We start from the raw sequence: 23,404 nt of genomic DNA on the forward strand, positions 1-23,404 counted from the left end.
CCTACCGGCATTGCTGGTAAAGTCACCGTTGCCCTTGAAGTTCTCCTGGCTGCCGTGATCAGATGTGTGGGCCTAGCTGGGAGTACTTCGCATGCCCGCACCACGAAAGTTCGAGCCGCACTACCGGCGAATCATCGCCGACATCAGGGAGCGCGTCACCTCCGGCGAGTGGCCGCCCGGCCACAAACTGCCGTCCACCAAGACGCTGGCCGAGATGTACGAGGTGGGCAGCCAGTCGACTGTTCGGCAGGCCGTGACCATTCTCATTGAGACCGGAGAGCTGTACGGCCACCAGGGATTAGGCGTTTTCGTCGCCGACCGGGCCGGCAGACAGTCAGAAGGCTGAGCGAGAACTCTCCTCTCAGCGGGCCTCCGAGCTCACGGCTGCTGCGGTCAGCTACCTCGAACTGCCGCCGCCCGCCAGCGAGGGCAGACCTCACGAAGCACGCAGGCACCGCGGTTGGGAATTCCGGCACCGCACCAACGCCAACGCCACCCGACCAGCCAGGCGGCGCGCATCAACAGGGTCGACTTGCCGGCCCCGGGCGGCGAGTCGACCACCACCCCATGCTGATCACCGGAGCGCAAATCGGCCAGCGCCGCCTTGATCACCTGTTCACTACGACCGTGGGCGGTACTTCCAGCCCCGCAAGCATCGATCCCACCTCCCCACAAGGAGTCCCCGGACACTACCGGCAGGAGTCCTGCCAGCGGGCCCTCCGATCCTCTCCGGCAAGCTGGACGAGGTCGGCCGACCTCAGGACTCGAACAGCGAAGTTTGCTTGGAGCGACGACTGCTTTGAGCTGGCAACATGGACAAGGTCAACCCTGTGAGCTACAGCAGTAGGACCTCCGACGGCTGCTCAAACGAGGCGTCAACTTCCTGCCTATAGAAGGTAGACGTTCCACCGATGGAAGCGGCAACTCTCCGGGATAGGACACCGCAAGGTTGTCCGACACGAGTGATAGGGATGACGCGTGCAGGAAACATGGTCGCCGCGACGGGGTGCGCGAGCGTGGCGATGACCAGCGACTCTGGGAGGCCACCCGCTGGTCGGCCTGCTCCATTGAGTGAAGCGGTCTCCAACCAGATGAAGCGAATGCGCCGGGCCTCCACCAAGCCCGAGCTACTCATCCGCCGAGAACTGCACCGCCGCGGTCTGAGGTTCCGGATCAACCATCCTGCGCTGCCGGGACGACCTGACATCGCCTTCACCAAAGCACGTCTGGCGGTCTTCGTTGATGGGTGCTTCTGGCACCAGTGTCCGAAGCACGGGATGATGCCGAAGAACAACCGTGAGTGGTGGCAGGCGAAGCTGCGTCGAAACGTCGAACGGGACCGGGAGAAGGACGCGGCACTGACGGCGCTGGGCTGGCAGGTTCGGCACTTTTGGGAACACGAGGACCCGGCGGCCGTGGCGGAGGAGTTGGAGCAGACTTGGCGGCATTTGCGGACACCGCCGGCTCCTGTTTCAAGATCACGACGTAGGTTGTGACATCCTGGTCGTCACCAGGGACGACTTGACGGAGGAGGGCGTATGCCCGGCAAGACGTGGTTCGACGTCGCACCCTCGGCTGCACGCCTGACGAACTCGCTGCGCGACATCGGTTACGACTTCCCGACCGCAGTGGCGGACATCGTCGACAACAGCATCGCCGCTGGCGCGTCGCGGGTGGAGGTGATGATCGAGTTCGCTGGGTCAAAGACGCGGGTGTACATCGCTGACGACGGGCGCGGCATGTCTCCCGGAGCGCTGCTCGAGGGACTCCGACTGGGCACACGTCGCACGTACAAGGCGGGCGAACTCGGCCGCTACGGGCTGGGGCTGAAGACCGCATCCCTCTCCCAGTGCCGCTCGGTGGCTGTGATTTCCCGGAGCACCCCCGACGTCGTGCGGACCTCAGCCCGAGTCCTCGACCTTGACATCGTCGAGGAGTGGGACCAGTGGGTGGTGGTCGACCCTGGCGCGGATCCGGATGTTGCCAGAGCCCGCCAGTGGCTGGCCGAAGGGACGGGAACCGTCGTCCTCTGGCGCAACCTCGACCGCGTGCTCCCTGAGAACCGCCCCGAGGGAGGTTGGGCGCGCCGGCGACTGGAAGCGCTGGCGACGAAGACAGCGGAACACCTAGGGATCGTTTTCCATCGGTTCCTGGAAGGGGTGGGCGGACTCGCCCCGATCGTCATCACTGTCAACGGCCAGAAGGTACGACCGTGGAACCCGTTCGCTCCTGACGAGGACGGTCGTTCTGAGCTGCCCGCACAGCGCTTCGAGGTCGCCGTCGGCAACGTGTCCGGACACGTTGACCTACGCCGTTTCATCCTGCCGTCCCGTGACAGGTTCTCCAGTCCTAGCGAATTTGAGCGACTTTCCGGGCCACTGAACTGGAACCGACAGCAGGGGCTCTACGTCTACCGCGCCGACCGGTTGGTGCAGTGGGGCGGCTGGAATGCCATCCGCGGCATCGACGAGCACACCAAGATGGCCCGGGCTTCGCTCGACTTCAGCACGGACCTCGACTCCGCCTTCAACATCAACGTCGCGAAGATGCGGGTCTCACTGCCAGCCCAGCTGCGCCAGATGCTGGAGGCGCCGGTCAACGAGCTGTGCCTCTACGCCAATGACGCCTACCGCAAGAGCGCCCGGGTAAAGGCACGGCCCTTGCCACAGGACCTGAACGCGTCCGCCGACGTCCGGTCGGCCACCCAGGCGGCGACGACCACCGGGATCGCCCTGAGAGCGGCAGCGATGCAGTCCGGCGAGTGGGCCGCCTGGCAACGAATCGCGGCGACCCTGCGCAAGGACGCCCCTGAGATCGCCCAGTCGTTGGGATTGGAGCCGTGAGCCGCTGACGGACCCTGGCTCAGAAGAGCCGTAGCGGGTCCGCGCGCGACTCCGAGCAGAGCTTCTGGAGCGGGCAGGCGTTGCACTCCGGTTCCACCGGTCGGCACAGACTGTTGGCCAGCTCGACCAGCCCCAGATGGGCTCGCCGGGCGTCCGAATCAGCGCCGATCATCCGGGCGATCTCCAAGCGGCCGTCGGTGAGCCGGTTCCGACGATCGACAGGATCACCGCTGAAGCGGGCGGCGACCCGGAGTACGCCCTTCGTCACAAGAACAGGCTCCTCGGACTCCTCTTCGCTGTGTGCGGGCACCACGAGAATCGCGAGATCGGCCACCGCTTCGGTGAGCCCCGGGACTTGGCGGAGCTGGTCGTCGTCATGGAGCAGCTCCGGGTTGTCGGCGAGCCGGCCGGCCAGTTCCAAAATCGCCCCGGCTCGGCCCGGCCGCCCAGCCCACTTGCTGATCTCCAGCAGCTCAGCCTCCGCGAGGACGGTCTCCTGCGGCTCACGCCAGCGGGCCAGGAGTGGCCAGATGAAGCGCACCACCTCAGCCGGCGCGCGGTCCAGAAGCATTTCGGCCTGAATCACCTGCCAGCGGGTTTCCGCCCTCAGCCACGGAAGGCCGCGGACCACAGCGCTGTCGAACCACGCGGCGAGAAGCGCAGCGATGTCCTGCGTCGTCGCGGGCACCGGTCGCGGATCTTCCAGAGCCGCGCGGACAGCGCCGGCGAGGTGCTCTCCCAACAGAGGAGGAACGGCATTACCGATCTGGCGGAACGCCGCAGACGGTGGCCCGGCGAAGCGGAACCAGTCCGGGAACGTCTGAAGCCGCGCCGCCTCGCGAACCGTGATGGTGCGGTTCTGCCGCGGATGGATGTACCAGTAGCCGTCCTTGGCGATGTGGGCCGTGATCGTGCGCGACAGATTATTTTCGTCGAGCCGCTTGTACTTGTCGTCGAAGATGTCCTCGCGGTATCGCTTGACCTCGTCCGGGAGATCCCGGTACCGCGTGGTGGCGTCCATCGCTTCGAAGGCGCGAGCGTCATCTTCGCGGACGGGTCGCGTGATGTGATCGAAGATCTTGTTTGCGTCGTCCGCAGGCACCGACTTCCGCATGCGCCGTTGAAACTCGCTCTGCGGTCGGTCGTAGTCGGTCCAGCCCTCCGCGCCGCCCGCCGGCCGCCATCCGCCTTCCACTTCCGGGAGGTCGCCAATGGCATTCCAGACCGTCACCCGCTCGCGCTGTTCCTTTGGCCAGGTGAAGGCCGCGCCGTCGCGGAGCGCCACCAGGATGAGTCGTTGGCGGAACTGCGGAACGCCGTAGCGGAAGGTCTCCACCGAGCGTTCCTCGACCGAGTAACCGATCGACTCCAGCTCATGGACCATAGTCCGGAGGATGAACATCTCCTTGTCCAGTGCCATGTCCGGCACGTTCTCCATGAGAACAGCCTGAGGGCGGGCGATGCGAGCGATCTCAAGGTAGGAGCGCCACAGGTCCCGGCGCTCGTCGTACGGGTCACGCAGCCCGTGACGGACCCGGTGCCTGATCTTCGAGCGCCCAGCCTTCGAGAACGGCTGGCAGGGAGGGCCGCCAGCGAGGAGTTCCACTCCCGCCGCCTTGATCAGTTCAGCGACCTGCCGAACCCGCTCTGGATCCCCTAGGTCCCAGTCGACGCTCATCCCGCCGTGATGATGTCGGTGGGTCTCGATCGCTTCCTCGTCATGGTCGACCGCGATCACGACCTGGTATCCAGCGGCTTCGAGTCCCAAGCTGAGACCGCCAGCACCGCTGAACAAGTCGGCGGCCAAACGGCCGCCACTGGCCCTGAGCCTTGACACCAAGGAGACGAGCTCCTCGGGCTCCGAGCAGGCGTCAGGGTGAGGTGCGAGGCGAAGGAAAGGACCGCGAACCAGCTTGACCCCGTACCCACGGCGACGAACAGGGGTGGCGGTGGGCTGGTCTTCAGTGGTCACGATCAGGCAGGTTACCGCTAGGTCGCCTGTGTCGACGATCGCCCATCCCGACACACCGCGACTCATTGCGTCCTGCTGTCAACCCGCCCGTTGACCTGAGCAACCAACCATCCGTACGGGTGGAAGCATCGCGGGCAAAAGGCATGTAACACTCGGAAGCACAATAAACGATCTTGACGTCCCGCGTGAGAGGAGCATCACCTCCCTATACTCGCGCTGTCCGCACCGAGTCCAACGCTGCACCCCCACATCGGTGCGCTGATTCGGTCGGACAGCAACGAACGCAAACTGTGCGGCGCCCCCGAGCCCCGTGCCCGACTGGAGCGACCTGCTTTGAGTTACGACATCGCCAACCCGGATCCCGCCGGAACCGTCACCTCTCTGCGGTCCTTCGGGTACAGCGTCGAGGCCGCCGTGGCGGACCTCGTTGACAACAGCGTCTCGGCCGGCGCCCGGCGTATCGACGTCTACTTCACCTGGGCGGGCCCTGCCTCGTGGGTGGCGGTCGTGGATGACGGCAGAGGCATGACGACCGAGGACCTTGTCAGCGCGATGACGGTCGCCGCCCGCGGCTCCTTCAAGGCTCGCACATCTGAGGATCTGGGCCGGTTCGGTATGGGCCTGAAGAGCGCATCGTTCTCGCAGGCCGCCCGACTCACGGTTGCGACAAGCCCCGAGGCCGGCGCAGCTGAAGCTGTCCGCACCTGGGACCTGGCGGTCGTGTCCGCCACCAGCGAGTGGCGCCTGCTGCACGGCACCGATGACGAAACCGCTGAAACTCTGGCCCGGCTGCGACCGGACGGGGGTGTCGGCACAACCGTGATCTGGCGAAGTTTGCACCGGTTCGACGTCGACGGCCTGGCGGTGGAGGACACCCGCGCGCAGAAGCAGTTCTACACCGAGGTGACCCGCGTCGAGGAGCACCTCGGTATGGTCTTCGCCCGTTTCCTGACTGGCCGGAACCGGATCACGATGACGGTCAACGGCACTCCGGTAAAGGCGTGGGATCCGTTTCTGAGCGGCCATCCTTCGGTTCAGCGACTTCCCACCGAAGAGTTGCCCGTCGGTTCGCACACCGTGCGGATCGAGCCGTTCATCCTGCCCCATCCCAAGAAGCTCGACTCCGAGCAGCAGGAACAGGCCGCCGGCCCAGCCGGCTGGCTCGACCAGCAAGGGTTCTACGTCTACCGAAGGGACCGGCTGATCCTCGCTGGCGACTGGCTCGGCATCCGCGGTTTCCGACGCGACGAGCGGTACAACTTGGCGCGGATAGTGGTGGACGTCCCGGCTGAGGCGGACGCCGAATGGGCTATCGACGTGCGAAAGTCGACGGCAGTGCCTCCGGTAGGTGTTCGACGCCATCTCCAGCGCATCGGCACAGCGACCCGCAGCAGGGCCGCCGAGGTGCTCAGCCATCGTGGTCGGATCGCTGCCCGGGAGCACGGCGCCGAGTTCATCTACGCCTGGCGGGTGGACAAGCGCGACGGCAGCATCCGGTGCCGCATCAACCGCGACCATCCGCTGGTGCGGGAGGTGATGCAGGGCGGCCCCGATGCCGCTGTCGACGCCAAGGCGCTGATCAGGCTGCTTGAAGAGACCGTCCCAGTGGCCGCGCTGCGGATCATGCACGACGGTGACGTGGCGGACGACCCCGAGCCTTTCCTCGGAGCGGCACCCAAGGAAGTGGGCGACGTGGCGAACCGCATCTACGCCGCGTTCGTCGCCCAGGGCCGCACCCCTCGCGAGGCGAAGGAGCGCCTCGCGCTCATGCCGCCCTTCGACCAGTTCGACGGCTTCTGGCAACAACGCTGACGGCCCTACCGCCGCCGACCGCACATCAGATCAACGGGGAGGGCCACATGACGGCGCAGACGCAGGACATCCATGACGCGATGCAGCAGGCGATCCGGCTCGTGCTCGCACTGCTTCCTCAGGACCGTCAGGCAACGCACGACGAGATCGCGGAGAGCGTCGATCCGATCTGGGTGATGCAGCAGTCTCGCGGCCAGTTGCTTGACAAGAACGTCCTGCGCAAGGAGATCGAGTCGCGGGTTGCGGTATGGCAGGACGACTCGGTCGGTCTGCAGGACGACCGGAACCACATCGAGTGGCTCACCGAGGCTCAGCTGGAGCGTAGCTGGGACTTCTGGGACCGCTACCGCCGGTATCTCGAGGATGTCCGCCTGATGCCGCCGCGGGTCGTCCGGCGACTGGACCAGAGCACGGACCGCATCCTGCGCCAGATCGAGGACCCCCGACGTCCGGGCGCCTGGCGTCGTACCGGACTCGTGGTCGGCCAGGTGCAGTCGGGCAAGACCGGCAACTACATCGGCTTCGCCAGCAAGGCGGCCGACGCCGGCTACAAGCTCATCGTGATCCTGGCCGGCATCCACAACAGCCTCCGGAGTCAGACCCAGCTCCGGGTCGATGAGGGCCTGCTCGGCTTCGACACGCAGTACCAGCAGCGCTATGACGAAACCACGAACACCGCACGCATCGGCGTCGGCGTGATGCCAGGCGTGAAGCGGCTGAAGATCGCCTCACTGACGAACAGCGCGGAGGGTGGGGATTTCAAGCAGCAGATAGCCAGGAACCTCAATCTGCCGATCGGTGACTACCCCGTCGTTCTCGTGATCAAGAAGCACAAGAGCATCCTTGAGAACGTCCGCAAGTGGATCGTCGAGGTTGAGGGCGTGCCCGTCGGGGACGGTAAGTCCAAGGTCGTGCGGGACATTCCTCTCCTCGTCATCGACGATGAGGCGGATCACGCGTCCGTCGACACGACCAAGGACGATGACACCGACCCCTCGACGATCAACCGGTCGATCAGGCATCTGCTCAACAGCTTCGACAAGGCTGCATACGTCGGATACACCGCGACGCCCTTCGCCAACATCTACATCAAGCCGAAGGCGGACCACGACACGTTCGGGCTCGACCTGTTCCCCGAGAGCTTCATCGAGAGCCTGCCTGCGCCTTCGAACTACCTCGGCCCGGAGCGCGTGTTCGGGCTGAACGCGACGGACCCGGATGACGACGGGATCAGAGCTCTTCCGATCTTCCGCCCCGTCCATGACCACGAGGCCTGGATGCGTCCGCGGCACAAGAAGGAATGGGTGCCGCCGGAGGAACTTCCCCTGTCACTCCGCGAGGCGATCGACTCCTTCATTCTGACGTGCGCCGCCCGTCGGGTACGCGGACAGGGCTCGCAGCACAACTCCATGCTCGTCCACGTCACGCGGTTCGTCAGCGTGCAGAACCGGATCCGCGACCAGATCGACGAGCACGTCAGCCTGACGCGTGACCAACTCCGCGACGGCATGGGCGGCGAAGCCACCCACGTGCTCGCCCGACTCCGGCTCCTGTGGGAGAGAGACTTCACCACGACCAGTGCGACGTTCTCGGCGGAGGAAGCGTCGCCGGTCCAGTGGACCGACGTAGAGAAGGAGCTGCGACCGGCTCTCCGGAAGATCGATGTCCGGGCTGTCAACGGCACCTCCCGCGACGCGCTCGAGTACTACGAGAACCGCAAGGCCGGTCTGTCCGTCATCGCCGTGGGTGCGGACAAGCTCTCACGCGGCCTGACGCTGGAAGGCCTCAGCGTCAGCTACTACCTGCGCACGTCGAGTATGTACGACACGCTGCTGCAGATGGGCCGCTGGTTCGGTTACCGCCCAGGCTACGAGGACCTGTGCCGGCTGTACACGACGCCCGAGCTCTTCAACTCGTACGGTGAGATCACTGCAGCGGACAACGAGCTCCGTCAGGACTTTGCGGAAATGGCGCGCCTCGGCCAGACGCCGGAGAGCTTTGGACTGCGCGTGCGCGCTTCTCCGGCCGGGCTGGCGGTCACCGCCGCCAACAAGATGCGACGCGGCGTCAAGGTGCGGCTCAGCTACTCCGGCGAGCTTCCCGAGACAACGGTCTTCAGTCTGCATGCCGAGGCTGTCCGGCGGAACTTCGACATCCTCGAACGCTTCATCACCGGCTTGGACGAGCAGAACGCTCCTGTACTCGACGGGACCAGCCTGGTCTGGCACGGCGTGCCGCCCACCGAGATCATTGACGGTTTCCTCGACGGATACATCTCCGACCGCGGCTCCTACCGGGTGCGCCCGGCGCTCATCGCGCAATACATCCGTGGCTGCATTTCGGTGGGTGAGCTGTCGCGTTGGACGGTGAGACTGGTGGGCACGCCCACCGGAACGCCGCGCAAGATTGGCACCCAGCGACTTCGCCTCGTGACCCGTTCCCGTCCGGATGGCTTGGAACCGGAAGAAGGACGGCACACCATTAAGCGCGTGCTCAGCCCAGCGGACGAGAGCAAGGATCTCTCCGGTGAGCTCCGAACACGCGCGCTGGAAGCGACGAGCGCAGCGCGTCGGCTCGAAGCCGACCGCAAGGGGAAGGAGTTCAAGGAGCCGACCATCCCCACCGGGCAACCGCTCCGGAGGTTCCGGCCCGTGCAGGAGCCGCTACTCCTTATCTACCCGATCGAACACCCCGAGGCTGAGAACGACGCCAACCTTCCTCCGTTGGTCGGCTTCGCGATCAGCTTCCCGTTCTCGGAGCACCCGACCGAGACCGAGTACGTTGTCAATGACGTCTGGAGGCAACTCGAGATCGATTTCTTCGATGACGAGGATCCGGACGAGTGACGATCCGAGAAGAAGACTGGGGCCCCCTCGAGGCTGAACACCACCCGTACGGCATCGTCGCCCGACGGCTTTTTCCACAATCGCCGCACGACATCTTCCTGGCGGTTCAGCAGCCAACCGGGAGGCGGGTGCTCCTTCTGCGGGTGCCGGCGTCTGCCGGTCAGACGGTGCTCGATCAGTTTCCGTCGTTGCCCAGCACCCGCGGTCTTGTGATCGAGTTCGCGACGGCGCCCGACGGCAGCACCGAGCTTCGGGTCGTCCTCACCGTGGACGAGCGGCGCGAGGTCTTCAATCCGCTGATCGCCGACATGGCCGCGACCGCACAGGCAGCGGGTGGCCCCGTTGAGGCTCTGACTGCGGCCATCGAGCGCTTCGAACATTGGCGTCATCTCCTCCAGTCCATCCGCGACACAGGGCTCAGTGAAGAGGCACGACGCGGTCTGTTCGGGGAGCTGATCGTCCTACGCGACCACCTCTGTCCGGTCCTGCCGACTCAGGAGGCGGTGTCGGCCTGGCGTGGGCCGATCGGGACGAATCAGGACTTCGAGCTGGCCAGCTGTGCCATCGAGGTCAAAACGGGGACGGGGAGAAACCCTCGGAGCATCGTCATCGCGAGCGAGCGCCAGCTCGATGACACCGGGACAGACCATCTGCTGCTGACCCACCTGTCGCTGGACGAACGTCGGGGCGGCTCCGGCGAGTCGCTCAACGCCGTCGTCGACTCCCTGCGTGAGGCGTCACCGTCCGCGGCGGTACGAGCAGAACTTGATGATCGGCTCATCCGTGCCGGCTACCTTTCCGAACACCGACATCTGTACGACGAGCTCCGCTACACCGTCCGGGGAACGGACTTCTGGCACGTCACCGACGACTTTCCGCGCATCACGGAAGCTGACCTACGGCCAGGGGTCGGGGGCTGCCGCTACCGAATCAGCACTGTCGGACTGGACCAGTACGGTGTATCCGCCGAGCGGGTCGCCAGGATTGTCAAGGGGGAGGCATGAGCCAGACCAGCCTGTCGGCTTACGCGCAGGAACTCGTCGCCGACGTGCTCGCCACAGCCGAGGCGGAGAACGCCACCGCTCCGGACACCTTCACCCGACGTGTGTTGGATGAGTTGGAGCAGGCCGGCGAGGTGGAGAACACGTTCACCGCATACCACAAGGCCCTCGGTCTTGAGGTCAACGGCTACGGAATGAACGAGTCCCTCGGGACCCTGGATCTGTTCATCACCCAGTTCAGCCTTCAGCCGGAGGAAGCTCGCCTGACTCGGAGCCAAGCTGAGGGGCACTTCAAGCGGCTGCTGACCTTCGTACGCAAGTGCCGTGACGGTCTCGCCAGGGACATTGATGAGTCGTCGGACGTGCATGACATGTGTGTCGCGGTTGAGAAGGCTCTGCCTGACGCTCCGCGGATCCGACTGTTCCTCCTGACGGACACCGTCAGCGCGGTTTCGACGCTGCCGCCCGGCGAGCTGGACGGTCTCACCGTCACCCACGAGGTCTGGGACCTCAACCGGCTCCACCGGCTGGCTTCCTCGGGGACGCTCAGCGAGCCGATCGCGGTCGAGTTCGATCCACCGCTCCCCTGCCTCGCGACGCCCGAGACCGACCGCAACTACTCCGTCTTCCTAGCGATCATCCCGGGACAGGAGCTGGCCGACCTCTACGGCCGGCACGGCACACGGTTGCTGGAGCTGAATGTCCGGTCGTTCCTGCAGACCAAGGGTGGGGTCAACAAGGGGATCCGGGACACGCTTCTGCACAACCCGGACCGTTTTCTGGCCTACAACAACGGCATCACCGCCACCGCTTCGACCGTCGAGTTCACTGAGCTACCCGAGGGCGGTCAGGCGATCAGCAAGATCCACGATCTGCAAATTGTCAACGGCGGTCAGACCACGGCCTCGATCCACTACGCACACACGCGTGACAAGGCGGATCTCAGCCGCGTCCATGTACAGATGAAGCTGACCCGGGTCTCCCCCGACCGCCTGCAGGAAATCGTTCCGGAGATCTCCAAGTACTCGAATACCCAGAACAAGGTCACGGTCGTTGACTTCAGCTCCAACCACCCGTTCCACGTTGCCATCGAGCAGGTCACGCGATCACTCTGGGCACCGGCAGCGGACGGAAGCGGGCAAGAGACGAAGTGGTTCTACGAACGCGCCCGAGGGCAGTACACCGACGCCTTGGCCCGCGAACGCACCCCAGCCAACCAGCGCAAGTTCAAGGGCCTGCATCCGACCGCGCAGAAGTTCACCAAGGCTGACGCTGCCAAGTTCATTCACTCATGGGCCGGACTCCCCTACCTGGTGAGTCGAGGGGCTGAGAAGAACTTCCGCGAGCTCATGATGCGGATGGGTGACAATGCCCCGGAGGTTGACAAGAGCTACGCGCAACGTCTGCTCGCCAAGGCAATCCTGTTCAAGGCCACCGACAAGATCGTTGCAGCGCGAGACTTCGGCGGCTACAAAATCAACATCACCTCATATTCGATAGCTCGGCTCGTGGAGGCCACCAACCGGCGGGTGGACCTGGACCGCATCTGGCGGGAGCAGGGCCTGTCGCCCGCGCTCGCCGCCGCTCTCGACGACCTTTGCGCGCCCATCCGCGAGGTGATCGTCAACCCGCTCCGAGGAGGCGCCAACATCGGCGAATGGGCAAAGCGCCCGGACTGCTGGGAGTCGGTGCTCGCCATCCCATGGACGGTCCCCGACGATCTCGCGGCCGAACTGGCGGACCAGCCGCTGGAGGACAGCGCTCCGACAGCTTCGGATGAAACCACCGCGGGCGATGTCGCTCTGGTGATGGCTGTCTCCGCCCCCGGATGGTTCGCTCTGGCGAAATGGGCCAAGGAGACGAGGAACCTTCAGCCCTGGCAGCGACAACTGGCGGAAACTGTCGGCCGCTATATCAACAACAGCTGGCCGGTTGCCGAAAAGCAGGCATCGCAGGTACTGCGGGTCATGGCCGAGGCACAGCGGCTCGGGTTCAAGAGCGCGCCCTGACGTCGTGGCGCACCGTACGAGCATGAAAGGAACACTGTGACCAGCGCGGGATTCGCGGATCTACCTCCCGAGGCGTACCACGATGCGTCCTGGATCCAGGTGCTGCCCTGGCTCACTCATCACACTCCCGCAACGGCACGGGAACTCACCGACCTCACGCCCTCGCCGGACTGGTGGCTCACGGAGTCGCCTGCGGTCACGACGATGACGGCCCAGCATGACGCTCTCTGTCGTTACCTCGCCCGACTCTTCTTGGTACGGCACTCGGAAGAGGTTTTCGGACCCAGCTTCCCGACGGTCCCCCGTAGCCTGCCCCTGTCCACCCTGTCGACCGGAGCCCGGGCCAGAACCGCGTTCCAGAGACTTCAGGCGCAGAGCTTCGCTGATCTTGAGTCGTTGTCGGTCAGGGATCTGTATGACGTCCGCGGCACGGGACAGGGCACGGTCGAGGAGGTCATCTCAGCGCTCGTGTCCGCCGCCATCATCCGCTCGGGTGATCCGAACGGCAGCGACCGCTTCGAGAGCGAGGAGCGAGCGGAGACTGCGTCGTCAGCGGCGCTGCCCCCGGCGCAGGCACAGTTGCTCGAGGACCTCGGGCAACTGGCAGCGTGGCGCCACATCCGACAACGCGGCGAGCAGTCGCTGCTGAAGGTCGTCATCGACGACGGTGCGCCCGAGCAAATCCAGGAGGTGGCGCTTCGGCTGAACTCCCTGACCGCCGGAGACATCGCCGCAGACAGCGGCAGCTCCGATCCCGTTCTCGAGTTCACCGCGCTCCTGTCCGAGTTCGATGATCGACAATTGCGGATCCTGCGGGACAGGTTCCTCGGCAGACCACCGAAAAAGCTCGCCCAACTCGCGAGCGAGTTCGATGTATCGCGCGAGCGTGTGCGTCAGATCGAGAACAAGATCAGGGACCTGCTCGCCGGCACCTTCCACTTCGGCACCAGCATCGGCAATCTCCTCGCCAGTCTCCGGGCTGAGATCCAACCAATCGCCGCGCTGGACCGCCTGATCACGCTGCACCCTGATCTCGCCCGTGAGGTTCCCGGCGTCGACGTGCCGCTGTGGCTGGTGCTCGACCGCCTCGATGACTACTTCGAGGTCACCGACGGGTGGGCCGCCGCGCCCGACGTGAATACAGCCCGCGAGCAGACGCGAACGCTACTCGAGGACTTCGCAACTGAGCACGGTCTGGTTGACCTCGCCGCGGTCACCGCAGCCACCACCATGCCCAGGACCGAGCTGCTCGCCTGGTTGACCTGGTGCGGCTACACGCTGCACAACAACCAGATCCTGACCCGCATCCGATCGCTCAGCGACCATGCGGCAGGGCTGCTGGCAGCGACGGGCGAGCCTCTCCACATCGACGAGCTGCAGCTGCACATGGGCCGGGACAACAGCATCCGTAGCCTCGCCAACCAGCTGGGCGAGGACGAGCGCTTCGTCAGGACCGACCGGGCGACGTGGGGGCTTGCCAGCTGGGAAATGGAGGAGTACACGTCCATCCGGCAGCAGATCGGCCTGGAGCTCGCAGCAGCGGGAGGCGAAATCGAGATCGGCCGCCTGATCGAGTCGATCACCAGCCGCTTCGACGTATCTCCCAGCAGTGTGCAAGCCTATGCCGGCAACGGCGACTACGAGATCACACAGGGCGTCGTGCGACGTCGTGAATCGCCGGTGGCACCGCGGAAGGCCCCAACCGCCACCCGCCGACTCTTCCGACACGACGACTGGTGGAAGTTCCGCATCACCATCACCCGGGACCACCTTCGCGGATCCGGCTTCCCTGTCCCCGCTGGCGTGGCAAACCTCGTCGGATGCGCTCAAGGGGAGGTGGTGGAGCTGGAGTCGGATCTCGGCACTCAGAGCATCCGATGGACAGGGCTCCAGCCTGCGAGCGGCACCATCAAGAGGTTCCTGGATCGGCTCGAAGCGCGCGAGGGACAGATGGCATTCCTCGAGTTCGGTCCATACGAGCGCTTCAACCTCTCCATTGAGGATCCGGTCGACCCGGAGGCGGACCAGCTCGACCAGGCCGTGTCCTTGATTGGCGCCGAGGGAGTCGGGACCCCGGAAGAGGCGACGATGGCGCTCGCCGACGCGGCTGGTCTTCCGCTCGATGCGAAGCCTCGGCGTATTCTTGCGGCCTACCGGCAGCGCGGCGACGACGACATCGCGGGGCTCTTGGAGCAGGTTTGGACACGCCCCCGGCATCAGTGGGCGAACCAGGCTGAGGTCGTTGATCGCGCCGCTGCGGAGACAGCGCAGAGCGGTCCCGGCGAGGCAGATGGCGGGAACGAGACAACGGCCAATGACGACTTGGACAGCCACAGCACAGGCACGGACGAGCTGACCGAGAGCGGATCCGTGGATCAGGACGACGATCAACTCTTGGCCGGCAAAGGCTGGGTGCCGGTGCCGACGGGCTATCGCAGTGTCGGCTGGGTTCGGCCGCACGAGGCGGAGGCGGCCGTGCTGGCCTACCAGCTGCACGCCGATGTTCCTGTACATGACGGCGAAAAGATCACGGGCTGGGCCAGGTACGTCGATGACAGCTCTGTGGACGCCTCAAGGTTCCGCGCGAACGTCACAGTCTGCAGGTCCCGGACGCATGGGGAGCGGATCGTCTGCTGGATCCGCGAGCATGAAGCGTTCAGCATCACCCAGGCTGCGGCTGAGATGCGTTCGGTGTCGATTCTCGGCCCTGATGACACGACGGCGGGCCTCGTCGAGTACTTCGAGCCGGGCAGCGCGGCGGCTGAACGCTACAGGAGCACGACCCGGCTCCTGCGTGCGTAAGGCGAACGGCACCAGGGCTGACGGAGACGACGCAAGGGGCCGCTGGCGGCCCGATCGCTGGACGCTCGCGACGACCGAGGCGGCCGTGACCCCATCCGGAGGTGGAGGTGACGGCCGCCTCGGCGTCCGGTCACGAGTGGTTGGAAGATGCGTCAGCCACCCGGCTGCTGGCAACAGCCAGTTCCTCGGCCGTGAACAGCGATCGGAACTGCGGATGCAGTACGACCGCCTCGGCTGTCAGATCCATGCGACCCCGCTCCCAGAGAGCCGTGAACCCGTCAGAGACGGCAGGGTTGGCTAGCAACTGTCGGGCCGTCGCCAATCCGCCCTTCGCAGTAACCATCCTGAGCAGCAGACCTGCGTTGTAATTCGCCTCGTCCCGCGCCCGCTCGTAGGTCTTCACCATCGCCGCGTGAAAGACCGCTTCCAGCTCCTGTCCCTCCAGCTCAGCCCCGGACTGTGCCTGTCTGGCCGGTGGACGTCCTGTCACGGCTTCGACTGAGAGCCTCTGCGTACTTCTGCCCTGAGCGATCAGCCTCAGCAGCCGGGTGACACTCCGGTACCGGTTCGCCGCAGCACTACCCGGGGCAAAGTACTGGACCATTCCTTCCGGCGAGCCGTCGCGGTCCTCGACCGGGCTGTCCTGTCGGTTTCTCGCGGCTTCCACGACGGCCTTGGCCTCGTTCTGGCGTACCCAGCAGACCACTCGGGGCCCGCCGGGCTCCGCCCGGTCGATACGGACGTTGGCCCGGTGTTTCCGCGCCTCCGCCGACGTGATGGGGTGGAATCTGGCCCAGCCGAGCATCTTGCCGTCGTGCCGGACCGGCACGTCCTGGCGATGCCGGTAGCTGCTGATCACCGCTCCCGCCTCATAGGGACGCAGCCAGGCGACACTTCGATAGCCGGCCGGCACCGGCGCGTCCGGATCATCCTCCGTCTCCCGCTGTTCGCTCCCGGCCCGGTCCCGGGCTAGCGGCCGTGAGTCGAACAGGGCGGTGGCAGGTCCGACACCCGTCGGCGAGGAAGTCGTTTGCGGCTCGTCGCTGCCCTGCCGAGCTCCTGTCGGCGACCCGGGCGCAGGTGCTTCCGCTTGCTTGGGGGCAGCAGGCGTCTTCGCCGTCCCAAGCTCAGATGGGTCGTCTCGTACGGGAACGCCAAGAACCGGCTGCGATGCAGGTGTTTCGTACCCGTCCACCGTCGGATCCTCGACCGATGCCTCCTGCTCAGTGCGCTCCTTCACCGGCTCGGCGTCAACGACCGATCCGACCTCGTCGCGCCAGTGCCGATCCACGGCCACCCGCCGATCCTGCTGAGGCAGGGACGGTACATCGATGACCGGCATGGCCTCAATGAACGTTGCCCCGTCCACGGCAGGTGCGGGGGCGGCGACGGGCGGGGCGACGCCGATGCCCAGCTCCTCGATGCGCTGCCAGAGCGGCTCCATCGCCGCCTCCGGGTCCCGGCTAAACACGCTCCCCCGGATCCGCACGAACACGCAGTTGCCAACCCGCTCCAGCACCGCCTGGCGGCGCATGTCGCTCTCCCACTGCTCCGGCCCGTGGTAGGCGTCGCCGTCGCATTCGATGGCAAGGCGGCGGCCGTCCGGGGCGGGCAGCACGAAGTCGATCCGGTAGCTGCCGATGCGGAACTGTGGCAGCGGCCGGTAGCCGCGCAGCAGAATGCGGCGCAGCACCGCGCGTTCGAAGTCGCTGTCGCAGCGCTTCTCCAGGTCGTCGTACGCCTCGTCGGCGACGGTGACGTTCTGGCAGTAGGTGAGCAGCAGGCCGCGGGCGTCGTCCTCGCGCATGTCGGCGGGTTGCACGGAGTGGAAGACCCAGAGCTGGTCGCGGGCCCGGGACGCGGCCACGTTGACTCGGCGGTGGTGGTCGCGCTTGGTGAACGCCGACACGGGTCCCTGGTGCGGGGAGACGACCAGGGAGACCAGCACGATGTCGCGTTCGTCGCCCTGGAAGGTGTACGAGTCACCGACGCGCAGCCGCCGGCGTTCCATCTCCTCCTCGCCGACGGTCTCGCGGATCCGGGTCAGCAGGTAGAGGGCCTGTCCACTGGTGCTGAGCAGGCTGACCACACCGATGGTCCGGCCGGCGTACGCGGGGTCGGCGACGATCGCTGCGACCCGTGCGACCAGAGCCTCGGCCTCGGCGACGTTGACGTTGCCGTAGGTGGTGAGGTCCTGCCGGATTCCCTCGGGCACGTGCACCGCGATCACCGGGTCGCCGATGCCGGCGGGGCGGTCGGCGCGCAGCGGCTCGATCTCGCCGCCGTAGTAGGTCTGGCTGGAGAAGCCGATAATGGCCGGCACGGAGCGGAAGTGCTCGGTGAGCAGGATTCGCTCCGGCGAGCGGCGGACCGCGTGGTCGTAGAGGCTGCTCTCCGGGTCGAAGTGCTCGGCCGACGGCACGTCGACCAGATGCGAGTTGATCAGGCCGGTGACGGCGCCGACGAACGACAGCTGCGGACCGATCTGCTGGTCGTCGCCGACGACCACGGCCCGCTCGGCGAGGCTGAGGATGGGCAGCGAGAACACGTCCGCCTGGGACGCCTCGTCGACGATCACCACGTCGAAGTGGGCGCCACTGGCGAACTGTTCGATGGCCCGGTCCACGGACATGACCCAGACCGGTACGGCGTCCACCGCCGCGCTCATCGCCCGCTGGGCGTGGGCCTGCCACAGGGCGGCGTTCTTCCCCGTACCCTTTCCAATCTTGCGTAGCGCGGTGGTCCAGTCGGCGAGCGCGGCCCGGCGGCGGTCGTCGAGCGCCTTGGAGACCTCCAGCCAGGAGGAGGCGACGACGAGTTCCTGGGTGAGGCGACGAATCCGCTCCCGGGTCTGCTCGATGCGTCGGCCGAGGGCGACCGGGTCGACGCTGCCGACCACGGTGTCGAACCAGGTCTGCGCCTGCCGCCACTCCCAGCGGTGCAGGCAGTCGGCGCCGTTACCGTCCAGCGCAGGCGCGGTGCCCTCCTCGATGGTCGCCGTCCAGCCGGGCGCCGCTTCGCGGAGCCGGGCCGACAGGTCCCGGAAACGCTGCGCCTCGGGGCGCAGGGCGGCGAGCCGGCGTACCTCTTGTAGGTAGGAATCCCAGCGGTCGAGGTCGGCGCTCTGCCGGCTCAGGTCGAGCAGCCGCCACAGCTCGCTGGCGTCCTTACCCGACATGCCGGCCTGGAGTGCGGCGGCCATCTCGCGTTCGGCGGCGACCAGCCGGTCGTGGGTGAAGACGGTCGCGCAGCGGGCGACGAGGTCGGTGACGGCCGTCAGCCGCCGGGTATCGACGGTGGGCGCGATGGTGGGGAGCAGTCCCCGGAGGGTGGCATGCAGCGCCGGCCAGCGGCGGCGATCCCAGTCGAGGGCGGATTCGCCCTCGGCGAGCAGCCGGCCGGCCCACGTTTCGGGGTGGGCGCCGGCCGGGACGGTGAGCTCGAGCGGCTGGGTCCACTCCTGCCAGCGGGCGGTCAGCTCCTGGCGCAGCCGGTGCCGGCCGACGTAGGCGACGACGATGTCGACGTCGTCGCAGGCGCGCAGGATCTCGCCGTCGATGCGGCACTCGGTAGCCAGCTTGGCCAGGGTGCCCTGGAAGAGCCGGCTGACGCCCTTGCCGGCGGCGAAGCGTTGCCGCAGCTCAGCGAGCTGCGCCAGCAGCCGACGCGGCTCGGCCAGGTATGCGTCCGGCACGGTGACCTGGTGGCCGGCGATGACCCGGGTGGCGGCGGTCAGCTCGCCGAGGCCCCGCTGGCAGGCCTCGACGTGGTCGTGCCACATCTGGTGCCAGTTGGGGTCGGCCTGGAGCAGGGTGCCGAGCCGGTCCGTCCAGGATCCCTCGCGTGCGGCGAGCATGGTCAGCGCCTCCCGCAGCTGCGCGGCGAGGCCGTCGAGAGGCTGCGGGCCGAAGGCGCGGACCTGCGGCAGGGCGACGCCGGCGGCGGCAAGCTGGGTCAGTTCCCCGGCCGCCTCGTTTAGCCGGCGCCGGTCAGCCAGGACGGCCGCCGCCGGTGGCAGGTCGGCCACCGTCGGCAGGTCGCGCAGCGCCTGCGCCCGATCCTGCCTGACGGTACGTCGGACGATGCCGAGCAGTTCGGTGAACTCGTCGGCGTTCAGCGGCGCGTCGAGGTGCGGTGGCAGGTCGTCGGGGATGTCGCCGTAGCGGTCAGCCCGTTCGCGCAGCCAGACACCGATGTCGCTCGGGGAAAGCCGAATGCCCTCAATCTCGTGGTGGGCGGCCTCGTTCTCGGCCATCGTGCGTAGACCGCCGAGGGCCTGGCCGAGGTCGCGTTCGGCCTCCTCGAGCTGGCGGCCCAGCCGGTCCACCCGCTGCTGTTCGCCCCGCTTGTCCAGGGTCGCCCCGCGGTCGGAGAGTTCGCGGGCAGCCAGCTGGAGCTGCACGAGCTGGTCGGTGGAGCGGCCCAGCACGGCCAGGCAGAGCGACTGGATCTCCTGCGGGAGGCCGTCGCGCAGGACCCGCAGCGGGTCCTCCTTCTGGGCGACCACCAGCACCCGCTTGCCGTGCGCCATCAGGTGGCAGATGAGGTTGCGGATGGTGTGCGTCTTGCCGGTGCCGGGCGGGCCCTGGACGGCGACGTTGCGGTGCTGGGCGAGTCGGCGGGCGATCGATTCTTGCGCCTCGTTGGTGGGCAGCGGCATGAGCAGCCGCTCGCCCAGCGGCGTCCAGCGTTCCGGTTGGTCCTGCGGCATCCGCAGTTTGCTGGGTTCGTGCGCGAGGACCGCGGCGAGCGCGCCGATGCTGGCGTCGTCGCCGGCGAGCAGTCGGGCGCGCAGCTGTTCCAGGAAGCGGCGCAGCATCCGCTGCCGGGGCCGGGTGAACAGCACACCGGTGTCGTGCACGTGCACCCCGGCGGGGGCGGGCTGGTCGGCGTCCCGGACGACCGGGTCCTGGCCGAGTCGACGCAGCGCACGTTCGAGGAACTCCCGGCGGGTGAACTCGTCCCACACGTCGAGGTCGAGCTGGCCGCCGGAGCCGGCCAGGGCGAGCAGCTGGGCGAGGTAGCGCTCGTCGAGCCCGCTCAGCGGGTCGGTCTGCAACCGGGCCGCGCCCTGCGGCACCACCGTGACCAGGGACCGGTCGGCGTCGAACTCGATCGCCACCGGGGTAACGACCAACGGGTAGTGCACGCGGTGGCCGGCGACCTCGGTCCGGATGACGCCGTGACCCCAGACCAGCTCGTCCGTGGCGGCGTTCATGTCGACCCGGTGCTTGAGGTCGAACAGGCTGCGGTGCAGCTGGCGTACCTCCTCGGTGCGCCGGGCCTGCTCGGCCCACGGCCGCCACTCCTGCTCTCGCCACGTCTCGAACTGGGCCCGCAGCGGCTCAATCTCCTCCTCCGTGCCGATCAGGCGAGGCTCCGTGCCGTACGAGAGCGGACCGTTCAGGTGCGGCGCCAGTTGCCCGGGCGCCCGCAGGGAACGGGCCGGCGCGGGCAGTCCCACCCGGAGCCAGCTGGCGCCATCGACGGAGACGCCGACCTCGCAGGCTGGATGGGCGGGGAACGCGTGCTGCCAGAAAGCGACCCCAGCGGGGACTGTCCGGGCCGGTTTCTCCATCTGTGCCCGTACGGCCATCAGGTAGTCGACCAGCGAGGCAGCCCGGTCAAGGATCAGCGCCGGCGACTCGGCCGAGGACGTGGAGCGGGAGAGCATGGATCACCTTCGGTGGTTGGAACATGTGGAATCTGACAACCGACAGACCTCATCTGTCGGCTATCCCGTCGTGCCGGGAGAAGATCGACATCTAAGCCAAGGCTTGTGCCAGCCCGGCGCCAACGCCCGTTCGGAGCACCCTCGTGCGTGGTTTGCCGGAATCGCGGCGCTGTTACTCGAAATCGTCAGCCTTCACTCACACGCCGGCCCGACGCACATCACTCCCGACCTCCCCACTGGCGGTCTTCGCACACTACCTGCACCAGTTCTGCTTACGGGATCCCCCAACCGTCAGAACTTCAAGCGGGACGACGGCTTCAGCAGGAACGATCGACTGCCCGAAGCGCCCCATGAGTTCGCTGCCGAGGGGCAGCGAAGCTGGTGCGGCTGCTGTAGAAACCTCTGCCATGAACCGTGCATGGAGCCTGCTGACCATCGACGAGTCGGAGCGGCAGTTCGGCGGAAACCTTGGGTACACCGACGTTCTCGGCAGCAGGTATGCCTGGGACAGCACTGTCCCGAACCACCGCGCTGTTCAACCGGGTGCTCTGGCCGTCCTGCGCAATGGTAGCCATGTGCTCGGCGTCGGCTGGATCGACGACGTGCAGACCGAGACCGCAACGAAGGTGAGGCGTCGCTGCCCACGCTGCGGCAATACCGCCTTCAAGACACGGAAGCAGTTGACCCCTCGCTACAAGTGCTCGCCCTGCCAGAACCTGTTCGACGAGCCCGCGCAGGAACAGATAGATGTCACCGTTTATATCTGCGACTACGCTCGCACCTGGAGGCCGACAGCAGATCTCCGGGTGACGGAGATAGCGCCTGCATATCTCAATCGATCGGCTCAGCAATCGATACGGCCACTGGACCCTGAACTGATCACCCAGCTGTTCGGACAGGCCTACGACTCCAGCCTCCGATGGTGGGTTGAAGCCACTGACCCGCAGCTACCGGCCGGCCATCGCTCCAGGCTTGGGCATGTTCGCATCGGCCAGGCTCAGTTCCGGCAGGTACTGCGCCAACGATTCGGGGACCGTTGTCTCATAACCGGACCCCAACCCGCGCGAGCCATCGAGGCGGCCCACCTATACCGCTACTGCGACACGCCAAAGCATGACATCGCCGGCGGCGTCCTCCTTCGCCGAGATCTGCACTCGCTCTTCGACGGCTTCCTCCTCGCCATCGATCCCTCGGACTGGGTGGTACGCCTGAGCCCCTCTCTCGACCCGTTTCCAGATCTGGTTCAACTCGGCGGAAGGCAGCTGGTCATCCCGTCTCAGGTCCGCCCGCGTGAGGAATACTTGGTGGCTCATCTGAGATGGGCCACAGATCTCTGGAATCTGCAGAGGACGCGTTCTAAAGAGACGGGCCCAGCCGCCGAGTAACTGTCATGACCTTCAAGGTGGGACAAGGGCGCCATCGAAGATTGAGACGGAGCCACATTCAAATCCCGCCTGCTTCAACGCGCAAGCGGACGGGCAGGCAGCCGGCGGGCCGTCGAAGCGGCCGTCCGGAATGACTTCCCGTCGCTGCCGTGTGGCTGCCATGTGCAACTGAACCAGGTGTCGAAGGAGACCGTCCTCGGCAACCCGAAGTCCGCCCGGCCGACCTCAAAGACCCGCCCGGTGGCAGAGCTGCAGCAGTTCGTTGACGTGAGCTCGGCCGAGTTCCCGCGGGAGACCGGCCGGGCCGCAGCGGCACGCGCAGCTGCGCCGCCGCCTGCCGGGGATCAGCCAGATGGTGCTGACCGAGACGTTGCGCGGAATGGAGGCCGACGGGCTCGTACGGAGCCAGGTGGCCAAGGCGAGCGCGCCGCAACACGTCGAGTAAGAACTCACGGACCTCGGGCACACGCTGAACCCCCCAGGGCGATCTGCGGGTGGGCTGCAACGAGCCATTCAGCTCCCTGAACAACCTCGCTGAGCCCGTCGGCGGCTCGGTCGTCAACGCGAGCGCTGGACGGTCGCCGGCTGAGCCGTCAGCCGGGGTTCCACATCCTCCGGCAGCTCAGCGCCGCAGAGCGCGCAGATGTAGTCGTCGTCGCGGACGACGTTGCGCTCGCCGCAGGCGAGGCAGCGCCGGAAGACGACCGCCGCGGTGAAGCCTTCCGGGCGGCCGATACCAGCCCGATCGAGGGCATCCGCCACCGCCGCCCAGGAGGCCGGATCGGGGCAGTAGCCGGTGGACTGGTTGCTCACCTCGCTCACGACCCAGTCGTCCCGCTCGCCAGCGAAGGCGATCTCCCCCCGCGCCGAGGACCTCCCCACCGCCGGCGCAGGCGACATGCTCGCTGCGTCTCGGCGCGAGCAGCAGCGTGCCGCCAGGGTCGATGACGTAGGTGAACGGCTCGTCACGGTCGCGCGGATCTGCGGCCGCCAGGTAGGCGTCGAGATCGATCGATGATCGGATCGGCGCGCCCTCGGGGAAGTCGTCGACCGACGCTCG

13 protein-coding genes and 1 pseudogene are annotated in these 23,404 nt (G+C 66.8%); 10 read left to right on the plus strand and 4 right to left on the minus strand.

The genetic code is table 11. The annotated features are described in order from the left end of the window. Positions 1-91: 91 nt before the first annotated feature. Positions 92-346 carry a GntR family transcriptional regulator gene (locus tag EAD89_RS16475; protein ID WP_121676354.1) on the plus strand — a complete coding sequence of 85 codons (255 nt, stop codon included), beginning with the start codon at positions 92-94 and terminating at the stop codon, positions 344-346. 161 nt (positions 347-507) lie between these two features. Here EAD89_RS16475 and EAD89_RS31060 read toward each other — a convergent pair. Then, positions 508-656 (minus strand): annotated as a pseudogene (locus EAD89_RS31060) (helicase); the annotation flags it as partial. A 411-nt stretch (positions 657-1,067) separates the two neighbouring features. Between EAD89_RS31060 and EAD89_RS16485 the strand changes: the two are divergent. Together EAD89_RS16485 and EAD89_RS16490 are read left to right on the plus strand one after the other, a co-directional pair. Further along, the gene (locus tag EAD89_RS16485) at positions 1,068-1,496 is read left to right on the plus strand and encodes a very short patch repair endonuclease (protein WP_233578744.1); all 429 of its coding nucleotides are present in this window, start codon (positions 1,068-1,070) and stop codon (positions 1,494-1,496) included. Between the two features lie 42 nt (positions 1,497-1,538). Next, positions 1,539-2,843 (plus strand): ATP-binding protein, encoded by a 1,305-nt coding sequence (locus tag EAD89_RS16490; RefSeq protein WP_121676356.1) that lies wholly within the window; start codon positions 1,539-1,541, stop codon positions 2,841-2,843. A gap of 19 nt (positions 2,844-2,862) precedes the next feature. Here EAD89_RS16490 and dcm read toward each other — a convergent pair whose 3' ends face one another. Next, positions 2,863-4,815, minus strand: coding sequence for a DNA cytosine methyltransferase (dcm, locus tag EAD89_RS16495; RefSeq protein WP_233578746.1), 1,953 nt, complete (start codon positions 4,813-4,815; stop codon positions 2,863-2,865). A 333-nt stretch (positions 4,816-5,148) separates the two neighbouring features. Between dcm and EAD89_RS16500 the strand changes: the two genes are divergently transcribed. From EAD89_RS16500 to EAD89_RS16520, 5 genes are read left to right on the plus strand one after another with little or no spacing between them, the layout of a single operon-like run. Next, positions 5,149-6,627: an ATP-binding protein gene (locus EAD89_RS16500; RefSeq protein WP_121676358.1), complete on the plus strand. Its 1,479-nt coding sequence runs from the start codon at positions 5,149-5,151 to the stop codon at positions 6,625-6,627. Between the two features lie 47 nt (positions 6,628-6,674). Continuing rightward, complete coding sequence (locus EAD89_RS16505) at positions 6,675-9,473, plus strand: Z1 domain-containing protein (RefSeq protein ID WP_121676359.1); 2,799 nt, start codon at positions 6,675-6,677, stop codon at positions 9,471-9,473. Then, positions 9,470-10,477 (plus strand): PD-(D/E)XK motif protein, encoded by a 1,008-nt coding sequence (locus EAD89_RS16510; RefSeq protein WP_121676360.1) that lies wholly within the window; start codon positions 9,470-9,472, stop codon positions 10,475-10,477. Before EAD89_RS16505 ends, EAD89_RS16510 begins: the two co-directional genes overlap by 4 nt. After that, positions 10,474-12,483, plus strand: coding sequence for an AIPR family protein (locus EAD89_RS16515; protein ID WP_121676361.1), 2,010 nt, complete (start codon positions 10,474-10,476; stop codon positions 12,481-12,483). The genes EAD89_RS16510 and EAD89_RS16515 overlap by 4 nt, the downstream gene beginning before the upstream one ends. A 36-nt stretch (positions 12,484-12,519) precedes the next feature. Continuing rightward, positions 12,520-15,285, plus strand: a complete 2,766-nt coding sequence (locus tag EAD89_RS16520; RefSeq protein ID WP_121676362.1) for a sigma factor-like helix-turn-helix DNA-binding protein — start codon at positions 12,520-12,522, stop codon at positions 15,283-15,285. A gap of 130 nt (positions 15,286-15,415) precedes the next feature. Here EAD89_RS16520 and EAD89_RS16525 read toward each other — a convergent pair whose 3' ends face one another. Next, on the minus strand, positions 15,416-20,959 hold the full coding sequence (locus EAD89_RS16525; protein WP_199733531.1) for an AAA domain-containing protein: 5,544 nt from the start codon (positions 20,957-20,959) through the stop codon (positions 15,416-15,418). Between the two features lie 350 nt (positions 20,960-21,309). Here EAD89_RS16525 and EAD89_RS16530 point away from each other — a divergent pair, with 350 nt between their 5' ends. Both EAD89_RS16530 and EAD89_RS16535 read left to right on the plus strand, forming a co-directional pair. After that, complete coding sequence (locus EAD89_RS16530; protein ID WP_121676363.1) at positions 21,310-22,344, plus strand: HNH endonuclease signature motif containing protein; 1,035 nt, start codon at positions 21,310-21,312, stop codon at positions 22,342-22,344. 352 nt (positions 22,345-22,696) lie between these two features. After that, the gene (locus tag EAD89_RS16535) at positions 22,697-22,789 is read left to right on the plus strand and encodes a hypothetical protein (protein WP_233578748.1); all 93 of its coding nucleotides are present in this window, start codon (positions 22,697-22,699) and stop codon (positions 22,787-22,789) included. A 113-nt stretch (positions 22,790-22,902) separates the two neighbouring features. On the opposite strand, the gene EAD89_RS30765 is transcribed toward EAD89_RS16535, so the two are convergent. Then, positions 22,903-23,244, minus strand: coding sequence for a hypothetical protein (locus EAD89_RS30765; protein ID WP_199733532.1), 342 nt, complete (start codon positions 23,242-23,244; stop codon positions 22,903-22,905). Positions 23,245-23,404: the final 160 nt, after the last annotated feature.

The organism is Micromonospora sp. BL4 (assembly GCF_003667505.1).
Classification (GTDB): Bacteria; Actinomycetota; Actinomycetes; order Mycobacteriales; family Micromonosporaceae; genus Micromonospora.

What these genes read in the sequence shown, in the direction of transcription:
- EAD89_RS16475 (WP_121676354.1), top strand. Translation starts at nt 92, where the DNA reads ATGCCCGCACCACGAAAGTTCGAGCCGCACTACCGGCGAATCATCGCC.
- EAD89_RS16490 (WP_121676356.1), top strand. Translation starts at nt 1,539, where the DNA reads ATGCCCGGCAAGACGTGGTTCGACGTCGCACCCTCGGCTGCACGCCTG.
- EAD89_RS16505 (WP_121676359.1), top strand. Translation starts at nt 6,675, where the DNA reads ATGACGGCGCAGACGCAGGACATCCATGACGCGATGCAGCAGGCGATC.
- EAD89_RS16515 (WP_121676361.1), top strand. Translation starts at nt 10,474, where the DNA reads ATGAGCCAGACCAGCCTGTCGGCTTACGCGCAGGAACTCGTCGCCGAC.
- EAD89_RS16525 (WP_199733531.1), bottom strand. Translation starts at nt 20,959, where the DNA reads ATGCTCTCCCGCTCCACGTCCTCGGCCGAGTCGCCGGCGCTGATCCTT.
- EAD89_RS16530 (WP_121676363.1), top strand. Translation starts at nt 21,310, where the DNA reads ATGAGTTCGCTGCCGAGGGGCAGCGAAGCTGGTGCGGCTGCTGTAGAA.
- EAD89_RS16535 (WP_233578748.1), top strand. Translation starts at nt 22,697, where the DNA reads ATGGTGCTGACCGAGACGTTGCGCGGAATGGAGGCCGACGGGCTCGTA.
- EAD89_RS30765 (WP_199733532.1), bottom strand. Translation starts at nt 23,244, where the DNA reads ATGTCGCCTGCGCCGGCGGTGGGGAGGTCCTCGGCGCGGGGGGAGATC.